The sequence below is a fragment of the Agrobacterium larrymoorei genome, from assembly GCF_013322225.1.
Classification (GTDB): Bacteria; Pseudomonadota; Alphaproteobacteria; order Rhizobiales; family Rhizobiaceae; genus Agrobacterium; species Agrobacterium larrymoorei_A.
Window position 1 is genome coordinate 30344 of record NZ_JAAMFB010000044.1, and the last position, 20967, is coordinate 51310.

Annotated in this window: 24 protein-coding genes and 3 pseudogenes; 12 read left to right on the top strand and 15 right to left on the bottom strand. The window is 57.0% G+C overall.

Annotated elements, in window-relative coordinates:
- Positions 1-230: 230 nt before the first annotated feature.
- Both G6L28_RS22185 and G6L28_RS22190 read left to right on the top strand, forming a co-directional pair.
- The gene (locus G6L28_RS22185) at positions 231-1166 is read left to right on the top strand and encodes a hypothetical protein (RefSeq protein WP_174066294.1); all 936 of its coding nucleotides are present in this window, start codon (positions 231-233) and stop codon (positions 1164-1166) included.
- Positions 1156-2484, top strand: coding sequence for a pentapeptide repeat-containing protein (locus G6L28_RS22190; protein ID WP_174066296.1), 1329 nt, complete (start codon positions 1156-1158; stop codon positions 2482-2484). The genes G6L28_RS22185 and G6L28_RS22190 overlap by 11 nt, the downstream gene beginning before the upstream one ends.
- 555 nt (positions 2485-3039) lie before the next feature.
- Here the strand turns inward: G6L28_RS22190 and G6L28_RS22195 are convergent.
- From G6L28_RS22195 to G6L28_RS22205, 3 genes are all read right to left on the bottom strand, one after another.
- Entirely contained in the window at positions 3040-3441 is a 402-nt protein-coding gene (locus G6L28_RS22195) for a YybH family protein (RefSeq protein ID WP_174066305.1), read from the bottom strand.
- Between the two features lie 301 nt (positions 3442-3742).
- On the bottom strand, positions 3743-4189 hold the full coding sequence (locus G6L28_RS22200) for an Rrf2 family transcriptional regulator (protein ID WP_174066307.1): 447 nt from the start codon (positions 4187-4189) through the stop codon (positions 3743-3745).
- Between the two features lie 160 nt (positions 4190-4349).
- Positions 4350-5324, bottom strand: a complete 975-nt coding sequence (locus G6L28_RS22205; protein ID WP_174066309.1) for an AraC family transcriptional regulator — start codon at positions 5322-5324, stop codon at positions 4350-4352.
- A 63-nt stretch (positions 5325-5387) separates the two neighbouring features.
- On the opposite strand from G6L28_RS22205, the gene G6L28_RS22210 reads away from it, so the two are divergent.
- Positions 5388-6128, top strand: a complete 741-nt coding sequence (locus tag G6L28_RS22210; protein ID WP_174066310.1) for an SDR family oxidoreductase — start codon at positions 5388-5390, stop codon at positions 6126-6128.
- Between the two features lie 377 nt (positions 6129-6505).
- On the top strand, positions 6506-7027 hold the full coding sequence (locus tag G6L28_RS22215; protein WP_174066312.1) for a PaaI family thioesterase: 522 nt from the start codon (positions 6506-6508) through the stop codon (positions 7025-7027).
- Between the two features lie 333 nt (positions 7028-7360).
- Here G6L28_RS22215 and G6L28_RS23000 read toward each other — a convergent pair.
- The 5 genes and pseudogenes from G6L28_RS23000 to G6L28_RS22235 form a co-directional block, all read right to left on the bottom strand.
- A pseudogene (locus G6L28_RS23000) lies at positions 7361-7498 on the bottom strand (amino acid ABC transporter ATP-binding protein); the annotation flags it as partial.
- A 118-nt stretch (positions 7499-7616) separates the two neighbouring features.
- Entirely contained in the window at positions 7617-8834 is a 1218-nt protein-coding gene (locus G6L28_RS22220) for a multidrug effflux MFS transporter (protein WP_174066314.1), read from the bottom strand.
- A 53-nt stretch (positions 8835-8887) separates the two neighbouring features.
- The gene (locus tag G6L28_RS22225) at positions 8888-9385 is read right to left on the bottom strand and encodes a DUF1993 domain-containing protein (protein ID WP_174066316.1); all 498 of its coding nucleotides are present in this window, start codon (positions 9383-9385) and stop codon (positions 8888-8890) included.
- 15 nt (positions 9386-9400) lie between these two features.
- Positions 9401-10381, bottom strand: coding sequence for an LLM class flavin-dependent oxidoreductase (locus tag G6L28_RS22230; protein WP_174066318.1), 981 nt, complete (start codon positions 10379-10381; stop codon positions 9401-9403).
- The gene (locus G6L28_RS22235; protein ID WP_174066320.1) at positions 10378-11397 is read right to left on the bottom strand and encodes a zinc-dependent alcohol dehydrogenase family protein; all 1020 of its coding nucleotides are present in this window, start codon (positions 11395-11397) and stop codon (positions 10378-10380) included. Before G6L28_RS22235 ends, G6L28_RS22230 begins: the two co-directional genes overlap by 4 nt.
- Before the next feature lie 163 nt (positions 11398-11560).
- Between G6L28_RS22235 and G6L28_RS22240 the strand changes: the two genes are divergently transcribed.
- Positions 11561-11953 (top strand): winged helix-turn-helix transcriptional regulator, encoded by a 393-nt coding sequence (locus G6L28_RS22240; RefSeq protein WP_174066322.1) that lies wholly within the window; start codon positions 11561-11563, stop codon positions 11951-11953.
- 200 nt (positions 11954-12153) lie between these two features.
- On the opposite strand, the gene G6L28_RS22245 is transcribed toward G6L28_RS22240, so the two are convergent.
- Positions 12154-13104 carry an SMP-30/gluconolactonase/LRE family protein gene (locus G6L28_RS22245; protein WP_174066324.1) on the bottom strand — a complete coding sequence of 317 codons (951 nt, stop codon included), beginning with the start codon at positions 13102-13104 and terminating at the stop codon, positions 12154-12156.
- A 291-nt stretch (positions 13105-13395) separates the two neighbouring features.
- On the opposite strand from G6L28_RS22245, the pseudogene G6L28_RS22250 reads away from it, so the two are divergent.
- The 5 genes and pseudogenes from G6L28_RS22250 to G6L28_RS22270 all read left to right on the top strand — a co-directional run.
- A pseudogene (locus G6L28_RS22250) lies at positions 13396-13707 on the top strand (hypothetical protein); the annotation flags it as partial.
- Positions 13708-13876: 169 nt separating this feature from the next.
- Positions 13877-14801 (top strand): annotated as a pseudogene (locus G6L28_RS22255) (ArdC family protein).
- The gene (locus G6L28_RS22260; protein WP_174066326.1) at positions 14801-15124 is read left to right on the top strand and encodes a hypothetical protein; all 324 of its coding nucleotides are present in this window, start codon (positions 14801-14803) and stop codon (positions 15122-15124) included. The pseudogene G6L28_RS22255 and the gene G6L28_RS22260 overlap by 1 nt, the downstream one beginning before the upstream one ends.
- Before the next feature lie 180 nt (positions 15125-15304).
- Entirely contained in the window at positions 15305-15571 is a 267-nt protein-coding gene (locus tag G6L28_RS22265; protein WP_174066328.1) for a type II toxin-antitoxin system prevent-host-death family antitoxin, read from the top strand.
- A complete protein-coding gene (locus G6L28_RS22270) occupies positions 15568-15987 on the top strand; it encodes a hypothetical protein (RefSeq protein WP_174066330.1) in 420 nt (139 codons plus the stop codon). Before G6L28_RS22265 ends, G6L28_RS22270 begins: the two co-directional genes overlap by 4 nt.
- A 382-nt stretch (positions 15988-16369) precedes the next feature.
- Here the strand turns inward: G6L28_RS22270 and G6L28_RS22275 are convergent, their stop codons facing one another.
- Positions 16370-16693 carry a hypothetical protein gene (locus G6L28_RS22275; protein WP_174066333.1) on the bottom strand — a complete coding sequence of 108 codons (324 nt, stop codon included), beginning with the start codon at positions 16691-16693 and terminating at the stop codon, positions 16370-16372.
- Here G6L28_RS22275 and G6L28_RS22280 point away from each other — a divergent pair.
- Together G6L28_RS22280 and G6L28_RS22285 are read left to right on the top strand one after the other, a co-directional pair.
- The gene (locus tag G6L28_RS22280) at positions 16683-16994 is read left to right on the top strand and encodes a DUF736 domain-containing protein (protein ID WP_174066335.1); all 312 of its coding nucleotides are present in this window, start codon (positions 16683-16685) and stop codon (positions 16992-16994) included. The genes G6L28_RS22275 and G6L28_RS22280 overlap by 11 nt on opposite strands.
- Before the next feature lie 314 nt (positions 16995-17308).
- Positions 17309-17470 carry a hypothetical protein gene (locus G6L28_RS22285; RefSeq protein WP_174066336.1) on the top strand — a complete coding sequence of 54 codons (162 nt, stop codon included), beginning with the start codon at positions 17309-17311 and terminating at the stop codon, positions 17468-17470.
- Between the two features lie 61 nt (positions 17471-17531).
- Here the strand turns inward: G6L28_RS22285 and G6L28_RS22290 are convergent, their stop codons facing one another.
- From G6L28_RS22290 to traC, 5 genes are all read right to left on the bottom strand, one after another.
- Positions 17532-17810: an HU family DNA-binding protein gene (locus G6L28_RS22290; protein ID WP_174066338.1), complete on the bottom strand. Its 279-nt coding sequence runs from the start codon at positions 17808-17810 to the stop codon at positions 17532-17534.
- 52 nt (positions 17811-17862) lie between these two features.
- Positions 17863-18156, bottom strand: a complete 294-nt coding sequence (locus G6L28_RS22295) for a WGR domain-containing protein (RefSeq protein WP_174066340.1) — start codon at positions 18154-18156, stop codon at positions 17863-17865.
- A 220-nt stretch (positions 18157-18376) separates the two neighbouring features.
- Entirely contained in the window at positions 18377-20302 is a 1926-nt protein-coding gene (gene traG / locus G6L28_RS22300; RefSeq protein WP_174066342.1) for a Ti-type conjugative transfer system protein TraG, read from the bottom strand.
- Entirely contained in the window at positions 20289-20504 is a 216-nt protein-coding gene (traD, locus tag G6L28_RS22305; RefSeq protein ID WP_174066344.1) for a type IV conjugative transfer system coupling protein TraD, read from the bottom strand. Before traD ends, traG begins: the two co-directional genes overlap by 14 nt.
- A 4-nt stretch (positions 20505-20508) precedes the next feature.
- Positions 20509-20805, bottom strand: coding sequence for a conjugal transfer protein TraC (gene traC, locus G6L28_RS22310; RefSeq protein ID WP_174066346.1), 297 nt, complete (start codon positions 20803-20805; stop codon positions 20509-20511).
- Positions 20806-20967: the final 162 nt, after the last annotated feature.

The window sequence follows — 20967 nt, forward strand, 5'->3', positions numbered from 1 at the left end:
CGCCAGTACAGCCGAAACAACCTGAATGAAAAAGATAAACCAATGCATCGCAACCTCCGTCGTTGATGTCGGCAATCATCGTTGATTGCCACTCAGACGGCATCACCTAAGTTGTACCTGTCTTCTCCATCTGCTCCCGAAAGGCCGGTTTTAAAAGGGTGCCAAAAAGGTGGTATCCGAGGCTCCGATTCGCTCAATTCCTGTTATGATCGCTCATCACGGAGAGCTCAATGGCACGGCGAGGAACAGAAATTCACAACTTGCAGGAAAAACTGCGAATTTTCACGGAGTTGCTCCACCAAGCAGATATCATTGTTTCCAACTCAAACGCAGAGCTCGCCCGCGCCCTTGGAACAAGTTATGAAACGTTGAAGTCTGCTTGGCGGGAAGGCCGGTTATCTGACGAGCTCATAAATAATTGCGCCAAACTCGGCCATTTTGAAAACGAGCGGCACTATTTCGTCGATCCAAACGTGGCGCCAAAAGAGCGTTCCAAGCCAGGCGTGATCTACTCTGGGCGAGATACGGTGGATGCCTTTCGCGCAATGCTTCTTCGCTCGCTTAACGTTGCTCCGATTCACACCCGAATTTTAGGGAAACCTCAAGTCCGAAATCGAAATATCGCTTGGTTTCAGGTCGATGACGCAAGCCAAGCCAGGCACCTCGGAAGCGTGTCGGATTTGTTTCTCTCCATCGGCCTCGAGACCGTAGAATATGACCAGTTTTTGGTCGGGATAACCGAGGTCAGGATCCGCCTCTCCTTCTCTCCGAATTCCATGGTCCAAGCTAGCCGCCTAGCTGGAAGAGACAAACCGATAGAGCTCAATGGAGCGTATCTCACCGCGAAACCAGCTGATATGCTTCCAGAGTGGCGCCTAAGTGGTGCAGGGAAGCCATTGAACCAGGACTTCGTGACAACTGAAAGGCCACTTCTTGAGGTCTCGGGACTGAAGCTGGGGGAGGAATTCATGGCGTCTCTTGCATTCAAGCCCACAAGGGCGCTGCACCTCGAGGGTCAGGGCATTGAGCCGATAAGTCTGCTAAAGCAACGAATATTAAGTGCTCTTTTCGTCGAGTCTCTCGATGATGAGCCTGACCGTGACGGGTGGATAACGCTTGGTGTGCAGAAGATGCGCCTTGTGCGGGGAGATCAGATTGGTCAATAATATCGAAGCGGCAGCCCGCGCCGTTCTCGCAAGCCAGAGCGAGGAATTTGTTCAACTTGTCGCCATAGCGGGGCTTTCTCCCAACCGATCGTTCAAACATCTCAACCTGCGCGGCATCAGTTTTGCGGGCCAGGATTTGTCCGGGTTTGATTTTACCGGCGCAGATCTGCGTGGCTGTGATTTCGTAGGTGCGAAGCTTGACGCCACCATCTTAGACAACGCGCAACTTGACGCTGAAGGCGAGGCAATAGTTTCCCTTTCTTCTGAATTAACCAAGCCTACATATAAACAGGAACCATTTGTACCCGATATCTACGTCGATCTGGTTGGGGAGTCACAAGATTTTCTGCAGTCAGTAAGTGCTTTGCGTGCTCTCAACGCCGAGGATTACATTCCCGTCCACTGCTATCTTCACGTGCTCGGTCTGGCCTCATCGGAGGCGACAGCATTCAGTGTTTTCGAGTCATGGAAAGATTATCCAGGTGCTTACGACCCACTCGTCGCGCAAGCGCTATGCACCCGAATTAGGACGCGCTCCACGGCAAGATTGATAGCCGATCGTCTGGATCAATGGGGGATTTTTCCGCACGATATTTTGATGAGCTTCAGGTCAAAGGACGCAAAATGGGCGTTCCTAGTCCGGCTGGCAGAGGGCGGAGTCCTAACCGAAGACTTATTGCAAAAGTTGCCGCCCACTGCGTTTCATGAATTTGAAATCGAAGAAATGTTGGGCCAGTTTCGCAAGCTTTCCGAAATTGGACTTCTGGGTTTGAACTTGGCAAGACTCGTAACGTGGGCCCGCTCATTCTGCGAAGCAAAGATGATTTTTGAGGAGCTTGAGCAGTGGAATAAAATGCTTTCGCGAGAGGAATGTTCGCGTTTTGTGTTGGCTCATGCTCGAACAGCTGAGGAGGCCATGGCGGCACTGTCAATCGGCTCGGAGCCGAAAGCTCGGGCGAATGCCCTACGTACAATTCGGCAACTTTCAATTCGTGAAGCTCGCATATTCCTGTTGGGTAGCCCGTCTAGCCTAGATCCAAAAGCTGCGTTAGATGCACTCTTGATGAAGTCATCTCTTGGAGTGGCCGACCATCTGCAACTGCTCTCGTTCACCGTCGCAAGTGGTATCGCCTATCCGAAAAGTAGTTTAAGTGCGCTTAGCAGACTAAGGCCCGCTTTGCTCGAAGTTCTGCATGATGACGGGGATATGGAGGATCATCCTGGCTGGAAAATCCTCCAATATCATTGCCACTCGGAAGAGGAACACCAGGCACTCTCTGAGCTTCGATCGGCTCTCCAGGTTCCTCGACCGAGGTAGTATGGTGGTCGCTCGTTAGCAGCGGGTCGGGGTGCGAGCCTGATTCCCCGAGATTTAAAATAGGTGGTGTAGTCCGTGCCGCTCAGGAAAACGTTCCCTCGGCAAGATCGTGAGCGAAGAGTGGTTTCTCTCGGAACTGTCGAATTGTATGCTCGGGAAGTTATGTCGATTCAGTGGGTTCGAAGCTTGCTAGAATCGTAAGTCACTCATTGAATACCATAATCACGGACTGTGCCGGTGGTTCGAATCCTATCAAGGCGGTGGCTACGTCAGCTTTGTCCCACGCGTCCTTGACGACGACAAAATTGCCAGCCCTGCCCTCGGCATAATACTGTCGAAGTTACTGTACGCTCGTCCCGTCGTTTCGGTTCACTACCGAACAGCATCCGCTCATAGCATGCTCCAGAAATTTCTTACTTCGATAATCCTTAACCAAAAACCGCAATCAGCACAGCCGAACTATCGACTATAACACACAGAATTACATAAAAGCCCAAAAATTGCTGCGGGATTGATGGCACATAGATAGTTACGTGAGCCAGCAAGTCAGGGCGTCTAGCTCGTCTTGGTGGTGCAGTAACGTGCAATATTCCACGTGCCACCAGCCGATTTCCGCAGCAAGAAAAGTTCCTCGTATGCCGCGGGTGCGACCTTGCCGGTTGCTTTGGTGGTTTCCGTACCCCTAGTCGCACTGCGGACGAAAGCCCAGTCAAGGCTTGTCTGCACGACCTCTATGACCTGATACGTCATACTGAAATCAATTTTCTCAAAGACACCGGGATAGACTTTTGCGAGTTCTTCTTTCCCTACGGAGGAGGGTCTGCCGGGACCCATCAATACGCCGTCATCAGCAAATGTTGCTATAACTCCTGCGACGTCTTCCCGAGCGAAGGCAGTCAGGTACGAAACGGCCGTCGCTTCGATTGCGGCCAATTCAGTGTTCATTGGTTCAGTCATCGTCTTCTCCTTCTGCAGCAGTTCTTCTTGGTCGGCGATAATGATTCTCACACGGGTATAGCCAGTGGAAAGGCCAGCTGGGCTATTTGACGCTTACCAATACCGCTCTTTCGTCTGATCGCTGGGATTGGGCTTTGCTTACCTCGTCTAGCGCATTTTAGTAATCACACGTCAATTTCATTGGCTGCGAACCATCGTGCCAGAACAGATCCTATCAGGCCTAGACCAGCGATAGAGATGCTCGATGAGTTGCATTCCTTCGAGAAAGCATGCGTCCACGGCAAAAGCTCATTTGGCGGCATTATTTTGAGATTGGGATCGCGAGACCCTCTCGGCGGGCTATCTCCGCGGCTATATCCGCAATTGTCACACTGCCTAACTCCGCCTTTAATGCTGCCTGCGCCTTATCAAGGGTTGGGCGCAAGACGTTCTGGATATTTTTTCCAACTTTGCAGACATTGCTCGGTGACGAACGGTGCATTGAAAAAAAGCTACTGTCCTCCACTGCGCTGTAAACGTCTAATAAGCTGATATTGTCGGCATCTTTAGCAAGTAGGGCCCCTCCACCTGCCCCGAGTTGTGCAGTCGTGAAACCAGCGTTCGCCAGCGCCGACAACAAAGATCGGATGACCGTTGGATTGGTATTAACGCTGAGTGCCAAATCCTCGGAACGCACAGGGTGCGTATCTTTGATAGCTAAGATCGCTAGCGTGTGAACGGCTACGACAAATCGAGTACTAGTAGGCAAGCCCTGCTCCAAACGTATGTCTGTAACCTTCATACTTACATATGATCGCATCGTCAATTTATTTTATGGTCTCATGATCGTGTCGTTCCGTTTCCAATCACTTGAAATAGTGAATTTTGTCGCCCACTAAAAGTTATGAAATCGACTGCGCGCTTCAAAACTATCGTTTTATGATGGTTGTCGTATGCTGATAGTCACGAGCAGACACACCGAAGTGCCGCTTGAATTCCCGGCTGAATTGCGGCGTGCTCTCGTAGCCGACCCGCTGCGCCGCCTCGCCAATCCGTGCGCCGTCGAATGCAATCATGTCCCGTGCGGCGTGTAGGCGTAGACGCTTTACATATTGCAGTGGTGATTGGCCGGTGCGCTGCCGGAAAGCCCTGTGGAAAGTCGTGATGCTCATTGCGACGCTAGTGGCCATCTCCTCGATCGTAACAGGCCGGGAAATATCGCGCTGGATATCCTCAATCAGCTTATCCAGCTTTCCGTCATCGCCGGTCTGCTGAGCATACGCTACCAGCGCCGGGCCGCACGGCCCGCGCAGGGCGTGGAATAGCAACTCTCGCCGCAGGGTTGACCCAATCAACCGCCCTGCGAGCGCATCATCAAGAACAGAAACTAGCCGCTCAATGGTTGATCGCATCCTCCAATCGACCGGAGCGGGGGCCAGCCCACTACGCCGCGATTTCGACGAGATCGAGCCGACGTCTGCCATCTGTCCCAGCAGGCTGGTGAAATCGTCGCGCGTTGCACTCACAAACAGCCCGCAAAGTGGTTCGGCGCGGCTGGCGCGATGCGCGCAGAGGAAGGGCATGGGCAATGTTAGGACGAGATAGTTGTTCTCGTCATAGACGAACGATCGTTCACCAAGCTGCCCGTCCTTGCGACCGCGGAGTACGATGACGATCCCCGCATCATAAACCAATGGCTCGGGTTGTGTGGACATCGTTGTCCAAAACAGGCGCACGCCCTCCACTTCCGTCTGCAAAACACCCGCGGGCGCTTGGGCCATGCGGGCTGCAAGTTGGTCGTCGAGCAATTTCTGGAACGTCATGGTTGATCCGAATTGGTAGGAATAGGCAAATAATTGGCATGTATCGACATTGGTGAACGCCAATCTGACACTATTATTCATGGCATGCAACGCCCTGTCTTTGGGCGGCATCTTCAACAGACTGACTGCAATCGAGGAAAACACATGCAAAACATTAATGGAAAAGTTATCGTCATCACTGGCGCATCCAGTGGCTTCGGCGCAACCACGGCCCGCTACCTTTCGGAACATGGAGCGAAAGTCGTGCTTGGCGCGCGCCGACTTGACCGGCTGGAGGAGGTCGCCGCCAGCATCCGCGAGACGGGAGGAGAAGCGGTTGTGGCGCAAGCCGACGTGACCCAACGTCGCGATGTACAGAACCTCGTCAACTCTGCGATTTCAGCTTTTGGACGACTAGACGTGTTGATCAACAATGCCGGCCTGATGGCTATTGCACCGCTCGATGCCGACAAGGTCGAAGAATGGGACGCGATGATCGACATCAACATCAAGGGTGTTCTCTACGGCATTGCCGCTGCACTGCCTGTCTTCCGCAAACAGAACAGCGGTCATTTCATCAACATCGCCTCGGTGGCCGGACACAAAGTTTCAGCGCCGGGCGGCACCGTGTACTGCGGCACTAAGTTCGCCGTGCGCGCTATCTCCGAAGGACTACGCATCGAGGCGGGGTCGCATATCCGCACCACGATCATCTCACCTGGAGCTGTCGACAGTGAACTGAAATTCGGCTCCTCCGATCCTCAGGCACGAGCAGCCATAATCGAGTTGTACAAAGCGGCCATCCCGACCGAGACGATTGCGCATGCCATCGCCTATGCGATCTCGCAGCCGGACAACGTCGACATCAACGAAATCCTTCTGCGGCCAACTGTGCAAGAGTACTGATGATTCAAAAGCAAGAGATACGCGCTCACCCAAGCTCAGACCGCTGGTGGGTGCGCTATCGTCGAGCGTCGCTAGGAAGCGCTATGCTCTTTGCCCGCCATCCTATGCAATGGAGTTGCCTAGAGCTGACCACCGGCGGATTTCGTTCTTCTGTGACACGATCCTCGATTGATTTTCCGGTAAGACTTTAGCAGATAAACTAAATTCCTTTCGACGGTTAAAGTCGATCAGATTTCCGCTCGAAGAGCCAGCCATACCGAGCTGTCCTGAAATCAGTGAAGCGACCGTGCGGGTCTTGGTGAATTGACTGTCCTTTCTTCTCCAAGTACCCGTGGTAGCAGTAGCGATACGGTAATTTATTTCGGAGGAGCATTGGAATGGCAGACGATACCTCACTGTGGCTCGAGGAAGAGAGGCAGGTTCGCGCCAAACTGCTGGCTGTAGATGTGGTGTCACAGGAAGAACTCCTCGCCCGACCGGGACTTGATTTCTTGACCGCGATCCTTGCCGGTGAGCTTCCGCCGCCGCCTATTGGCGACGCCATGGACTTTGTTCCCATAAGTGCCGAGCACGGTAAGGTCGTCTTTCAGGGTCGACCGCAGCGACGGCACTACAACCCCTTAGGAAGCGTTCACGGGGGATGGTTCGCTACCCTTCTCGATTCTGCGGTGGGATGCGCAATCCACTCAGTATTGTTGGCCGGACAGGGCTACACAACCCTAGAGTTGAAGGTAAACATGATTCGCGCATTGACAGAAAAAGTTCCCGTTGTGCGGGCGGAGGGCAGTGTCATACATGTGGGTCGCCAGGCCGCGACCGCAGAAGGCCGCATTTTTGGTCCTGACGGGCGGCTGTATGCCCATGCCACAACGACCTGTATGGTTTTTGAACAACGATGATAGCTTGTTAGCATGCGGCCAATTCCCCTCGTCCAAGCAAAGAAGGACGTTGGTCGACCGCTCTCCCCATCTTTGAATGAGAGTGACCGGCTAACGCGTGAAACGGGACAGTGACATCGTCGCGACCCCCATGGCAATCGTGAGCCCATGTTTCATCTTACCCGGGGCAGTCGTCCATGTCAGATTGCTCAGACAACGTCTTAGGAAAAGGCGTTCGCGATTGCCTCATGTTCGAAAGCTTGAGGCATTTGTGTCTCCAAGGAATTCCCGCATGCTAACGCTTCTGGGTTATCGAAAATCCGCCAGGTTCACCGATTCCGACTACTTCGACAGCTCCGTGAAGACCACCCTGTTCGCAACCTTCCCAGCTAATCCCATATCGTATGTGACAATGATTATTGTCACGCCATTTTCAGCCAGTGAGACCTTAGTGTTGAGAACCTGCTTCACTATTCCCGGGTCGAGAGCAGACTAACGCCCGCGCCTATGTTCAGTGAATGTCCGGAGACGACAACAGGTCTCTTCAAGTCCTTCTAGATTCTTCTGCCCCTTGAAGTACTGCTACGAGGCCGAATGGGCTAGCCGACGGTCACCCGAGATCGGCTGGACGGGATTTCAACGCGACGCGAGCCGCTGCGGCTGAGAGCAGCGCGCAGGCGGTCATGGTTCCAACCATTGGAAGCTCGGTGCCGTCTGCGGTTGCAGCCACCACGAAGCTTGCTAATGCACCGGCCGCAAAACCTGCCGTTCCTAAGATCGCGGAGGCGGAGCCTGCGACAGCGCCGTGTGCGTGGAGGGCCATAACGGTGCCGACAGGCACCAGGATGCCCAATGAGAAGAAGACCATGGCGGCTCCAAGGACAAGCACAAGCATGCCACCGAGGTCGAGAAGCCCCACCACAAGAAGAGCAGAGGTCAGAATGGCATTTGCGCTGACGCAGCAGCTCAGAATGGGCGCGGCCCCGAACCTGTCCATCAACGGACCGGACAACTGTGCCGAACCAGACCAGACGACCGCAGCAAAGCCGAAAACCATGCTGAACTGCAACGGGGTCAATTCGTAGATCGTCATGAAGACGAACGGTGACCCCGAAACATATGCGAAGAACGTGGCCTGGGCCAAGCCGATCATCAAGGCGGCGCAGATGAAGCTTCGGTCCCGTAAAAGCAAGCCGTAGCCCCGCAGGGTGGCCATTCCCGAGACGCGGCTGCCTACCGGTAGTGTTTCTGGAACCTGCGTGACGACGAGCGCTAGTGCGATTACGCCGGCGATGGTCAGGAACCAGAAGATAGATGTCCATCCGTACGCCCCGACGAGAGCCGTCCCCGCCATAGGCGAGACGAGGGGCCCGATCGAGACGACAAGGACCATGAGCGACATCATCCGTGCAGCGGTCGACCCGGTGTAGCGGTCCCTGATCAGCGCCCGCGGTACGGCCATGGCGGCGCAGGCCCCGATACCTTGCAGGAACCGCCATACGATCAACTGCTCGGCTACGACGGCCAAGCTTGCCCCTATCGACGAGACGACGAAGAGAAGCAGTCCCGCGTAGAGCGCCGGCTTTCTCCCGAACCTGTCGGAGAGCGGTCCGAAGATGTTTTGTCCGATCGCGAGTGCCGCCAGATAGCTTGTAAAGCTGAGTTGGATCGTGGCGCTGGTCGTTTCCAGCGCCCTGGCCATTTCGGGGAAGGCAGGAACATACATGTTCATCGCGAGAGGGCCCGCAAGCGACACCAATCCTAATATCAGCGCTTCCTTCCTGAACGACCTGGTACTTTCATCATGCGACTTGGCTCGAGATGTCATCGTAGAAGCTTCCATATTGAATCGATAGGGTGGCGACCGAGGGCGTTCGATCTCTATCTGAGGAATGGAAGCTGCCCGATGTAGTCCATCTTTCCGATCCGAACGCCTTTGTGGCGGAGTATGTCGTAGGCCGTGACCAGGTGAAAATAGAAGTTTGGCACCCCATGCTGGTAAAGGTAATCCTTCCCGAGGAAGGCGCCGGACCAGCCCGGAGGCGCCACGATACGTTCTTCCCAACCTGAGAAGTCGCTTTCTTCGATCGAGCTAACGTAGACGATCGTCTTTTCGATGAGCGCTTTGAGTTCCGGGATCGTTTTCTCGGTCTTCTCAAAAACCGGGACCGGCTTGCCGGATAAGACTGAGGCAACAAGTCTTGCCATCTCACACACCCACTGAACCTGGCTCGTGAGTGGCAGCATATCTGGCGCAAGACGGGCGTCCAGAAGAACTTCCGGCTTGAAGTGATTCGCCTCGGCGTGCTCTTGCGCCTTGTCCAACAGACGCGAGAGCGTGTGGAGCATTTTGATGAACTGCGTGATCTGCGCGTACATGATTAGGGTCTTTCGTTAGGTTGTCGCCTGGGCGGTTATCTCGAGTGAGCGCACGCGCTTGCTGAAGTCAAAGATGTCAGTGACGATCATCAACTCGTCGGCCCTTGTCTCGGCAATGAGCTGGTTTAGGCCAGCGCGGACGGTCTCGGCGCTGCCCACCACGCTGCAGCTTAGCATCTGTTCGGTCTGAGCTTTCTCCCGCGGCGTCCAGTAGGCCTCGATATCGGCTACGGGCGGCTTGAGAAGGCTTGGCATGCCCCGGAACATGTCGGCAAATGTCATCTGCTGGGAGGTTGCGAGTAGGCGAGCCTCGGTATCCGTTTCCGCCGCGATCACATTCACCCCGATCATGGCATAGGGTTTTTGCAGCTGCTCTGATGGCTGGAAATTGTTTCTGTAGACTTCGAGGGCCTGATGAAGCGCCTGAGGGGAAAACTGCGACCCGAAGGCATAGGGAAGGCCGAGTGCGGCTGCAAGTTGCGCGCCGAACAGGCTCGATCCCAAAATCCAAAGCGGCACGTTGGTACCGGAGCCGGGAACCGCTTCGATCCGCTGTGCTTCGCCCTTCGGGGCGAGGAATGCCTGGAGTTCCTGGACGTCCTGTGGGAAGTTCTCCGCGTTGCCGGGATCCTGGCGCAGCGCCCGCAAGGTCATCTGGTCGGTGCCTGGTGCGCGACCAAGCCCCAGATCTATACGGCCCGGATAAAGGGTTTCCAGAGTTCCGAATTGCTCTGCAATGACGTACGGGGCGTGGTTGGGCAGCATGACGCCACCAGCGCCAACGCGGATCGTCGTCGTACCGGCCGCGATATGCGCCACCACGACCGATGTCGCCGCGGTGGTGACCGCCGGCGAGTTGTGATGCTCAGCTACCCAAATACGTTGGAAACGCAGACGCTCGGCGTGCTGGGCAAGCGCACGAGCGTTATCAAGCGAAGACCGGCGATCAAACCCTACGCGAACGCGTCCGAGTTCGAGAACTGACAGGGGGATCATTGTGCGGGCACCCCCTCGATGACGACCTTACCGACGTGGTTGCCGCTCTTGAGGCGCTGATAAGCGGCCTCGTACTCCACGAATGGAAAGACCTGGTCGAGGACAGGGTGCACCTCGTGCAAGGCCATTGCGCGCAGCAGCGCCTCGAAGCTCGCTCGGGATCCGATCGACGTGCCGGCGACGCGGAGCGACTTGGCGAGGATGTTGATGGGCGGCAGACCACCACCGAAACCGCTGGTGAATCCGACCAGTGAGATATCGCCGCCGTTGCGGGTCGCGGCGGCCGACTGCACGATCGTCTTCTCGCCTGCGATGTCGATGGTCTTGTCGACACCCCTACCGTCTGTGAGTTTCAGAATCTCCTTGTCCCAGTTGGGATGGGATCGGTAGTTGACGACGGCTGAGGCTCCCAGCGCCTTCAGCCGTTCCGCCTTTTCGTCCGATGAGGTAATTGCGAGTACTCTGGCGCCGAACATCTTTGCAATCTGGAGCGAGAACAGCGCTACACCGCCGGTGCCCTGCACCAGCACCGTTTCGCCTGCCTGGAGGGGCGACGACAGGTTCAGACCCGTCCAGGCGGTAACGGCGGCACAGGGCAGGGACGCCGCCTCAGCATATGACATATAGTCCGGTAGATGCACGATGGCGTTCTCGTGCAAGAGAATCGTCTCGGCCAGCCATCCATCCGTCGTCATGCCCAGGCTGTTGGCATGATACTCTGGACGGTTGGGTCCGCCGATCCAATGCTGGCAGCAGGACGCCGAAACACGGTCGCCAACCTTTGTGCGCGTGACGTCACGACCGACCGCGATCACTTTACCTGCGCCGTCCGACAGCGGGACGCCGTTTGGCTTTGTAGGGCCGCCATAGGCACCATCGAGGATTGCCTGGTCTCGAAAGTTCAAGGACGCAGCATGAACCCTCACCACCACCTCGTACGGCCCAGGATTGGGCGTGGCCTCGTCGTGCAATTCCAGACCTTGCTTGTCCCCGGTCGTCCAACGTACAGCCTTCATGGTCTCATTCTCCTTTTGAGTAGTATTAGTGTCCCGCAAGGACCAATAGATTTGGCGGGCGGGTCGAGATCTGATCCGCTATTTACTGGACCGCAAAATAGCGGTAGCCTATCGGTATGACAAGAACACACTATTTGGTGTTATACCCACCGAAAGGTAAGTTATGAAACGAAACTGGCAAAACGGGGATCCGAAGCAGCAACTGTTCTGGGCGACGGCAACCTGCGAAACCCTGCGGGTGCTGGAAGGAAAGTGGAAGATCGTCATCATCGTCCAGCTCTTTGCGGCCAAGGCCCCGCTGCGCTTCTCGGAGCTTGAGAAGCGGGTCGCGGGCGTGAACCAGAAGATGCTGATTCAGCAGCTCAGAGAGCTGGAGAAAGATGGCATCGTCGCCCGGAAGATTTATCCGCAAGTGCCGCCTAAGGTGGAGTATGAGCTGACGGAGCTTGGTCGTGCACTCGGTCCCTCCATCGAGAGCCTGATTAACTGGGCCTTCCTCAAGTGCGAGATGAGCGGGGGAACGCCGCAGCAGGAGCCGTCGGGGGCGGCAGCTTAAGTTCGGTGTTTCGGTGTGCTGCATAGTCGCGATGGGCCGATTGAGATCCATCGCTGAAGTGCCTCAACCGGGTCGATCAACAAGAGCCAGCTTGAGGGGGCAACCACCAAACCAGCTCTTGCCGCCGATCATGGGCATCGAACCGAGCTCAGGCTCTACTCGCAGGAAGAACCGATCGCACCTGGTTGACAGTCAAACGATCAAGATGTGATCCCGAGGACCTTCTCGGTGATCGCCTCAGCCCGGTAAATCGCAGCATCGCCCCCTCTATCATTGTTCGTCGTGATAAAGAGTTCACCGGTGTCAGGATGGATCGCAAGACTGGTGGTTCCGAGGAAGTCTCCCTGCTCCCTTTCCGAAATCAATACCTGAGCAATCGGGACACCTCGTGAATCAAATACCAGCACGCGCCCTTCGGTATAAAGCGCGACATAGACGTTGCCATGCTCGTCCGTGCGAAGCGAGTCGACCTTCGCACCGATGAACCGGTAGGCGATCGTCAGTCCATAGTCGGCGATGGTCGTCGGTCCGGCGAGTTCGATGCGATGGAGCAGTCCTTTTCCAGTCTCGGTGGCCCACAAAATCTTCCCGTCCGGGCTGAGCCCAATCCCGTTAGCCAGTGACAAGTTCGGGAGGATGGGCGTGATCGTCGTCATGTCCGGGGCGACATAGAAAACCCCGCCTGTGGGGTTGGCATTGTTGCCTTGCATATCGGTGAAGTAGAAGCCACCATGCTTGTCGTAGACCAGGTCATCGGGGACGTGCCCGGCCTGGGGACCGACGATGATCTGTTTGCCCGAACCGTCCGGCTCAATGGCGAACAGTGTGCCGCCGCTGTGAATAGTGGTGAAACCGGCGACAACGATGCGACCGTCCTTGTCAAAGTCGATGCCTGCGGCTCCGGCGCTGTTTTCGGCGAGAACCACGGTCAATTCCCGATCTGGCGAGAGCTGCAAGACGCGCCCGGTGATGCATTCGACGAAAACTAGGTTACCCTGCTTATCGAACCTCGGGCCCTCGAGAATAACCCGTTCACTGACACCGCCGAGGGGCGCCATATCAGCCGTTACCGGGAACCATGATTCGGCGACAATCGTTGGAAGGCTTCTTTCCCACATCGGGATATTGGGCCCGCGACTTGAAATTATCATTCCTTTTTCTCCGCTCTTGTTTCGCAAGAATCAGAGTTACGAGAAACTATTTAAGTCAGCAAGAACCCACCTTTTTGTGCTATACACACCATAAGGTAAGTTATGTGAAGTGAGGCTGGGTGGACGAATATCTCAATCGAGATATTGAGCTTCGGCGACGAGCGCGATCCCGTATCGAGAGACGCTTCTTGGGTCGGCTGTGCCTCGAGTTCTCCATCGCTGCCGGCTGATGGTCGGACGCGCGGATTATCCGTCCGCCGTGCTTGAGGAGGTCACAGCCGATGAAATCGCCATGGCGCTGGCCAGTTCTATAGCAAGACGGAAACTGAAGCACGCGATGCGACGGCCAAGGGTGCATCAGGCGCTCGCGACGAGGATCTCGACGGTCCGGTCGGATACGACAGCGCCGCCCAGCGCAAGCGTGAATTCGCAGCCGATATGGGCATTCAGGCCCACGCGCTGCGCCTGGCCGCTGAAGGTGGCGTCGCGGCTTACGAACAGATTGTCGGCGAAGCGTGGAAGCCATTCGACCGTCCGGTCGACAACCCCGGCCAGACACTCGACCGCAAGGCGGCCGAGGCACAGATGGACGCTCTCGGCTGAGATTTATCCGGCGGAGCATCTGGCTCCGCCTTTTTCGTGACGGGGCTGCCTCACTCCGAGGCGGCCATTTTTGTGTCACTGCCAGAGCGAAGCTCAATGGGGATAGAAAAGTAAAATGAAGAAAGAACGGAGCGCGCCCATCGCGGCCTCCCGACAAGGAGGTTCGGACATGACAAGGAAATCAGAAAACACGCGCAGCGATATCTACGCGCGCATCACGGACAGAATCGTCACCGACCTGGAAAGGGGCGTGCGCCCATGGGTGAAGCCGTGGAGTGCGGCCAATCTATCCGAACGGGTCAGCCGGCCGCTTCGCCACAACGGACAACCCTATACCGGCCTCAACGTTCTCCTTCTCTGGTCGGAGAGCGTCGCCAGCGGTTTCAGGTCGTCGACTTGGATGACGCTGCGTCAGGCCAACGAGCTTGGTGCTCACGTACGCGCGGGTGAGAGCGGCGCGACCGTCGTCTATGCCAGCCGCTTCACCAAAACCGAGACGGACGCGGATGGCGGTAAGGTCAAACGTGATATTCCGTTCCTGAAAGCGTACACCGTTTTAATTGCGATCAGATCGATGGTCTCGCGGATCACTACTATCGTTGCCCTGCGCCGGTCGCGAAACCGCTTGAGCGTATCGAGCACGCCGATCGCTTCTTCGACAATACCGGTGCTGTCGTCCGATACGGCGGGGACAAGGCCTATTATTCCCCTCAACCGACCACATCCTGCTACCACGACCCGAACAGTTCCGGCACATTGCTTCGTTCATCGCAATTCGTGCGCACGAGACGCTGCATTAAGCAGGCGGCCCCGCCCGGCTGAACAGGGATCTCAGCCGCTACCACAAGGACCGCCGGGAAAGGGCATTCGAAGAAATGCTCGTGGAATTGGGGTCGGCGATGCTGTGCGCCGATCTGGGCATCGTGTCGGAGCTGGAGCCTCGACCGGATCATGCCGCCTATATCCACAGCTGGGCGGAAATCCTCGGCTCTGACAAACGCGCGATCTTCAATGCGGCAGCGCATGCGCAACGCGCTGTCGCCTACCTACATGACCTTCAGCGGCAAGCGACCGCCTGGCAGGAGGCTGCCTGATGCTTCATGATCCGAGCTTTGCAGGAGAAGGTGCGTCCTCCCCGATCCGGCTGCGCGCGCTTTCGCTCGGCGCTGGTGTCCCGTCCACCACCATAGCGCTGATGGCAGCGCATGGTGAAATCGCACCAATGCCCGACTGCGCGATCTCCGCCGACGATCCGGAGGCCTGGGCAGACGCGGTAATAGTCGATCAAGCACTGCGGACGGGCATTCGACGCATCCATGGCGAGGTTTATCTTCATCGCTCATGCGTTCCGCTTGACGAAGCCGACCTGGTAACAGCCGCCGATCATGGTCAACTCGATTTCTGGCCCATCGAATGAAAAGACACGTGTGGCTTATGATGAGTTCATATTAATTCGTATTATGTAGAGCTAGGAGCAATGTCGATGCGCCCGCATTCCCACCAGTCTAAATACAGCAATTACGACATTGCTGTATTTGCTGGAAATCTGCCTGTCAAATCGTTATGCTCGGTTAGCTGCCAATAACAGGAGGTCGATATGACACGTAGCGTCGGATACTATTCGACAAGCGATCTTTCCCGCAAATCCGGCGATATCATCGCCGAGGCATTGCGTCATCCGGTAACGATCACACAACGTAACAAGCCACGCCTGGTTCTCCTCAACATCGAAGACTATGAGCGCCTCATGCGTCAATCCGACCTCCGGGCCGCGGGTACGCTCGAGACCATGCCCGATGACTTGTTTACTGAATTCGAAGCGGCGGTTGATGCCTATGCCGGTTCAGACGAGCCGATGCGATGAGCCCGTTTGACGAAATCCAGACCGCTTGCGTGATCCGCTATCCCTATTTGTGGGCGCGAGAGGCTGGCAAAGGTGAGACCGAAGGCCGAAAAAATCGTCCTGTCGCCGTTGGCGTGAGAATGCCGCGACCGGATGGCGACATGATCCTGTTCTTTCCGATCACCACCAAACTGCCGTCCCGCGAGCGGTTTGCCGCGGAAATCCCGGATATGGAGAAACGTCGGGCTGGCCTCGATGCTGACCTTCGACTGTGGATTATTCTCGATGAGTTCAACAGCGATATCGTTGGGCATTCCTTTTATCTCGAACCCGAGCCTCCGGTTGGCCGGTTCAGCAAGGCGTTTTTCCTGCCCCTGCTTCGCGAGTTCATCGCCCGCAGGAAGGCCGCAGCCGAGGTCAATCGTTTCCGACGCTAGGCTCGCATCCTTCATCAGGCTTGCCGATCGTGGTTACGCGGGTGCAATCGGGAAGGGCCGGGGAAAACCCCGCCTGTTGGATGGGCAGCGATCATCAAGCCGGGGTATTTTGATCGGGTGGTTCCAGACCAGCACGTATGGCTCTCCAGTCCGAGTGGCTCAGACCGGCAGTGAGCAAAGCAGGAAGTGGGATGCACGGCCTCATTGTCGTGGGAAGGGCGATATCGCCGGAAACTGGCACAGCGGGCGGCGCATCGGCGGGCAGTTCGGCCATGACAGCTAAGCGAAGGCGACAACGCGATGCGTTCGGCCGGGAGCGGACAGTCTGTTCTGGAAAACTGGAATGTGCCGGTCGGTTAAAGGGTTGCTGTCGGTGGTGAATTCATAACCGATGATCGACAACGCCATCGTCATGATCCATCCGGCTTGAACAACCGGGCGCGGCCAACGCGGCCTCGATTTGACATGTCTGATCGAAGACCGGCTGCGCCTCGATCGTTTTCCCGCAACGGCTGTCGCCGACTTTCTTCCCCTGCGAACGGTGTTCGCATTCCTCACGGTCCAAGAAAGCCGCCTCTCGCCGCCCTCCACTGCGTTGCGGTTTCTTCGAGATGCGGTCCGATCGTCCCCGATCCACTCGACAGTCATCGAGGACGCGATGGTCGCGGCCCGAACAACCCGAAAGGATCACGACAATGGCAATCATCGGCGAATTCTCCACCAACGGCAACACCATCATCGGCAACGTGCGCACTCTGACGGTCTCCATGAAGGCCCGCCTGAATCCAATCGAGCGCACCTCGCGCGACGCTCCCGACTTCCGTGTCATGTCCGGGGCGGCCGAAGTCGGTGCAGCCTGGGACCAAGTCTCGGGCGATGGCGAACCCTACATCTCGGTCAGGCTCGACGATCCGAGCTTCCCGGCTCCGATCAACGCGGCCCTGTTGCCCTCCGAGGAGGACGGCGAGTACACGTTGGTCTGGAACCGCCCGAAGCGCGATGCCTGATCGAGAACAAGGCCCTGCCGGAAACGGTGGGGCGTCCCCTTGCCCAGGATGAAGAAGAAACCGGGCATTGAGCCCGCTTTCTTCTTACGGTCGCGATACGGGGAGGTGGGGTCTGCTCAGAGTGACCAATCGTGCCGTAACAAATGCCGGCCTCAAGGACTTCGCGGCCCCTCCAATTTGCTTCGATCGCCTGCGGCAATCTGCGCAAATCGGTTCCTCCGCTCGCCGCCTCCGGCGGTCGCTTCGCGATCCCTGACCCCGTCATTTCCCCATGCCCCGCGGCGTCATCTTTCTCAAACGTCAAGGAGATGGCGATGCTGCTGGAACAACACATTGAAGAACTACGCGCCGAATCAAAACACTGCCATCCGGATGAACGTCGCCAGATCCTGGCGGAGCTGGAAATGGCGGAAGCCGAGCTGGCGGTCATCATGGCCAAGCAGGACGGTTCAATGGATGCCGCGCCGCCCTTCTGAGGGCGGCAAGCAATCTCGCAAGTCGCCGGTTTCCGGCGGCTTGCATAATACAGACCATCCGTTACTTGTTCAGCGTATCCTTCAGCGCCTTGGCGGGGTGAAAAGTCAGCTTCTTTGCAGCGGCAACCTTGATGGTGGCACCTGTCGCAGGATTGCGAGCTTCACGCTCCGGCGTGTCCTTGATTTTAAACTTGCCGAACCCGGGGATCGACGTTTCCGCGCCGGACGTGGCAGCCGCCGTGATCGATGCGAAGACGGTTTCGACGATCGTCTTTGCCTGCGCTTTGGTCAGGCCCTGTTCGGATGCGATCTTGTCGGCAATTTCATTGGTTGTGGTCATGACGCTTTCCTCGTTAAAAGACTGAAAACCTTTTCAGTAGATCAGGGCGTTGTCATGGGAGGCGGAAGGGCGAAAGATGCTGTGTGGGCAGGTTTCCACAGCTTGTTGCCGGTTTATAGCCCCTTTTCCGCTTCAGTAGCGCCAGTTCAAGGAAGCGCGAGATAGCGTCCTTTTCCTTATCGAACACCTCAGTCATCTCCCCGCCCGCCCTACCAATGCGTCCCCATGTTCGAACGACGACCGTTTCCCCAAACAGGGTTTGCTGGATCGTGAGCATATAGTAGCGCGCCATATTCTTGTCGGCGTCGATCCTTTGGCAATAGAGTTGGTAGTGATGAATGCACATGTCGCATCATCGCGGATGCTCATGATCTGGTCCAACGACACTTTTGAATCGAAAGATCGCTTCCGATTCATTTCCGTGATGGATGTCTACGTGAGGTTGGGGCCCGTGTTCGGGCGAGGCGGCTGTGCCGCACGGCTCTATGCGCACGCGCACCGAACCCGCACGCGGTTTCGTCCATTCGGTTACGATCCTCTCGCGGGCCAGCACTGCTGGCTAGACGTCATGTTGTCTGTGCTTCCCGATGAAACCTGTTCTCACCGACGCAGGATTTCATATCGTCTCGCCGGAACCAGAGGGCGCGACCACAGCGCAATGGCGGATTGCCCGAGGTGAACACGATCTGCTCGTCACTGCGCATACGCAGCACTTCATGCGGCAGGATCAGCGGCCGGCGGCTGAGCTGCTTCGATCGCGAGCGCGACGATCCTTTCATTCCGGTCGAACGGTTGGTTTGGTCGACCTCGACTGTGGTGTCGCCACAGCGCTTGGAAATGTAGTCGGCGGAATCGGGATCATTGATTGCCGAAAACGAAATCCACGATGCCGATTCGAACCATTTGCTGGTCGCATCACGACCACCATAGGCCTCGCGCATCTGGCCGAGTGACTGAAAGATCATGGTCAGCGTGATGCCGTATTTGCGACCGGCGTCGCGGGCGGTTTCGAGGATGCGCAAATATCCGAGACGCGCCACCTCATCAAGCAGGAAAAGCGTGCGTCCCTTCACATTGCCATTGCGGTTATAGATCGCGTTGAGCAGCGATCCGATGACAACACGTGCCAGTCCTGGATGGGCTTCCAGCACCTTCAGATCGAGCGCGATGAAGATGTCGGTGCCACCGGCGGCAAGATCGTCGGTAGAAAAGCTGTCGCCGGAGACAAGGCCGGCATAGTTCGAATAAGAGAGCCAGTGTGTTTCCTTCACCGCATTGGCGTAGACACCGGAAAACGTCTCCGGCGTCATGTTGACGAAGACAGAGACATTCTCCTTCACAAAGTCGGATTCAGACCCTTCGTAGATTTTCGTCAGACGCGCCCGAAGCTTCGGCTCAGGTTCGGACAGGTTGGCGCGAACCTGACGCAATGTCTGGTCCTTCTCGTCCGTGTGACCAGACAGGCAGACGTCGGCGATCAGGGCCGTCAACAATTGCATCGCAGAGGCCCTGAAGAAGTCGTCGCGGACGGACGCGCTACGCGCGTTGTCGGTCATGATCCAGGTCGCGACGGCGACGATATCCTCTTCCTTGGTATTGCCGTGACGGCCGATCCAGTCGAGGGCATTGAAACCGACGCCATCGGCCGTCGGATCGAGAACGATAACCTTCCGGCCGGCCCGACGACGATGCTCCGAGACCATCGGCGCGACCTCGCTTGACGGATCGAGAACCACAAGCCCGCTCCCCCATTTGAGTGCGGTCGGGATTGTCACCGAGGTCGTCTTGAAGCCACCGGAACCGGCGAAGACGATCCCGTGCGATGAACCAAACGAGCCGTCGAAGCAAAGCAGCGGCGACTGGCCGCCGGCCCCCCAGCTTTGCGGTTCATCGGACCGGAACGGCATAGCGGCCACGCTATCGCGATCGACGCGATACTGCTCGCCTACGACGATGCCGCCGGCATCGGGAAACAGCTTGGTCGCGTCCTGCATTTTCATCCAGTCGGCCTCGCCATGCACGGCGCGCTTGCCGCCGATCCGCTTCGGAGCGGTCGTGGCGAACGCGACATTGCCCTTTATCGCAACGCGCAGGGCGAACACCCCGCCGATGAAGGCGAAGCCTGCGCCGGTCATCGTTGCCGGATCCACATAGGCCAGAACAAATTGTCCTGCTGGCACGTGGCTGGAGATGCCGTTCAGGCGGATTGTCTCGCGTGCGATGGCTATGCTGATGACTGCAGAACTTCCTGCCAGCACGCTCATGCCAGCCGCCGTGATGTTCGCCGATCCGTTCGTTGCGAACAATGCGGTCACGCCGATAGCGGTCGCTGCGATATAGGGCAGGGCGAGCCCGGCGCGTCCCAGCATCAGCTTCGCCTGCTCAACTGTGCCGAGCGTGGCCAGGTGATGTTCCATGCCGGAAGTCAGGCCCATCATGGCGAGCATGATTGCCGCGGGCAGGATCAGGAGCAGCAACCTACTCGCCGTCATTGCCAAATGCCTCCGCGCCGATCGTGGTCAGACGCGAGCGTTCCGCGTCGTCACTCCTGATGCGACGGCTGGCGTCGATCAGCAGGCCGAGCAACAGCGCGCGTTTCTCGTAGCGCAGACCCGCCTTGACGATCAGGCCGCCGAGCTGGATTTTTTCGCGCGTATCCTTCTTGCGTTCGTCCGTGGTCATCGTTCTGGCCATCCGCTCAAACCTCGCCAGCCCCGCCCGCATCCGCGCCAGCCGGCTGCGTCGCGGACGGTTCGCCGCCGCTCCTGGTCTCGCCGGCATTATTCTTTCCGGTTGCCACAACCTTGGTTCCGCGAAACCGTTTGGCAATCTCCTCTAAGGCCGCCTGAAGCTCGGCCTCGTCAATCTCGATTTCCCCAAGCCCTGCCTTTAGCGCGATCCGGCCGATGCGTTCGGCTTCGCGTGACTCGGCCTGTCTCAGTTGGTCCTGCAATCTGGCGATTTCTTCCCTAATCTTCGATGACGGTTTTTTCATTCCGGTTGGGTCTCCTTGAGATTCTGGCGTTGCATTCGCGATGCCAGAATCCTCGCCGATGCCATGAAAAGGAACGTGCAGATCTGCACATCGGCAACGCCGATACTTTGCAGCATCATCCCGCCGTTCCGAAGGAGCGGTTCCAAGGGCGCAATTATACGT

Bases quoted from the DNA above. Each gene is read 5' to 3' on its own strand.
- G6L28_RS22280 (WP_174066335.1), top strand. From the start codon at position 16,683: ATGGCAATCATCGGCGAATTCTCCACCAACGGCAACACCATCATCGGC.
- G6L28_RS22240 (WP_174066322.1), top strand. From the start codon at position 11,561: ATGAAACGAAACTGGCAAAACGGGGATCCGAAGCAGCAACTGTTCTGG.
- G6L28_RS22195 (WP_174066305.1), bottom strand. From the start codon at position 3,441: ATGACTGAACCAATGAACACTGAATTGGCCGCAATCGAAGCGACGGCC.
- G6L28_RS22295 (WP_174066340.1), bottom strand. From the start codon at position 18,156: ATGTGCATTCATCACTACCAACTCTATTGCCAAAGGATCGACGCCGAC.
- traC (WP_174066346.1), bottom strand. From the start codon at position 20,805: ATGAAAAAACCGTCATCGAAGATTAGGGAAGAAATCGCCAGATTGCAG.
- traD (WP_174066344.1), bottom strand. From the start codon at position 20,504: ATGGCCAGAACGATGACCACGGACGAACGCAAGAAGGATACGCGCGAA.
- G6L28_RS22220 (WP_174066314.1), bottom strand. From the start codon at position 8,834: ATGACATCTCGAGCCAAGTCGCATGATGAAAGTACCAGGTCGTTCAGG.
- traG (WP_174066342.1), bottom strand. From the start codon at position 20,302: ATGACGGCGAGTAGGTTGCTGCTCCTGATCCTGCCCGCGGCAATCATG.
- G6L28_RS22245 (WP_174066324.1), bottom strand. From the start codon at position 13,104: ATGATAATTTCAAGTCGCGGGCCCAATATCCCGATGTGGGAAAGAAGC.
- G6L28_RS22260 (WP_174066326.1), top strand. From the start codon at position 14,801: ATGCTTCATGATCCGAGCTTTGCAGGAGAAGGTGCGTCCTCCCCGATC.
- G6L28_RS22230 (WP_174066318.1), bottom strand. From the start codon at position 10,381: ATGATCCCCCTGTCAGTTCTCGAACTCGGACGCGTTCGCGTAGGGTTT.
- G6L28_RS22265 (WP_174066328.1), top strand. From the start codon at position 15,305: ATGACACGTAGCGTCGGATACTATTCGACAAGCGATCTTTCCCGCAAA.
- G6L28_RS22215 (WP_174066312.1), top strand. From the start codon at position 6,506: ATGGCAGACGATACCTCACTGTGGCTCGAGGAAGAGAGGCAGGTTCGC.
- G6L28_RS22285 (WP_174066336.1), top strand. From the start codon at position 17,309: ATGCTGCTGGAACAACACATTGAAGAACTACGCGCCGAATCAAAACAC.
- G6L28_RS22205 (WP_174066309.1), bottom strand. From the start codon at position 5,324: ATGAATAATAGTGTCAGATTGGCGTTCACCAATGTCGATACATGCCAA.
- G6L28_RS22185 (WP_174066294.1), top strand. From the start codon at position 231: ATGGCACGGCGAGGAACAGAAATTCACAACTTGCAGGAAAAACTGCGA.
- G6L28_RS22275 (WP_174066333.1), bottom strand. From the start codon at position 16,693: ATGATTGCCATTGTCGTGATCCTTTCGGGTTGTTCGGGCCGCGACCAT.
- G6L28_RS22210 (WP_174066310.1), top strand. From the start codon at position 5,388: ATGCAAAACATTAATGGAAAAGTTATCGTCATCACTGGCGCATCCAGT.
- G6L28_RS22235 (WP_174066320.1), bottom strand. From the start codon at position 11,397: ATGAAGGCTGTACGTTGGACGACCGGGGACAAGCAAGGTCTGGAATTG.
- G6L28_RS22270 (WP_174066330.1), top strand. From the start codon at position 15,568: ATGAGCCCGTTTGACGAAATCCAGACCGCTTGCGTGATCCGCTATCCC.
- G6L28_RS22290 (WP_174066338.1), bottom strand. From the start codon at position 17,810: ATGACCACAACCAATGAAATTGCCGACAAGATCGCATCCGAACAGGGC.
- G6L28_RS22225 (WP_174066316.1), bottom strand. From the start codon at position 9,385: ATGTACGCGCAGATCACGCAGTTCATCAAAATGCTCCACACGCTCTCG.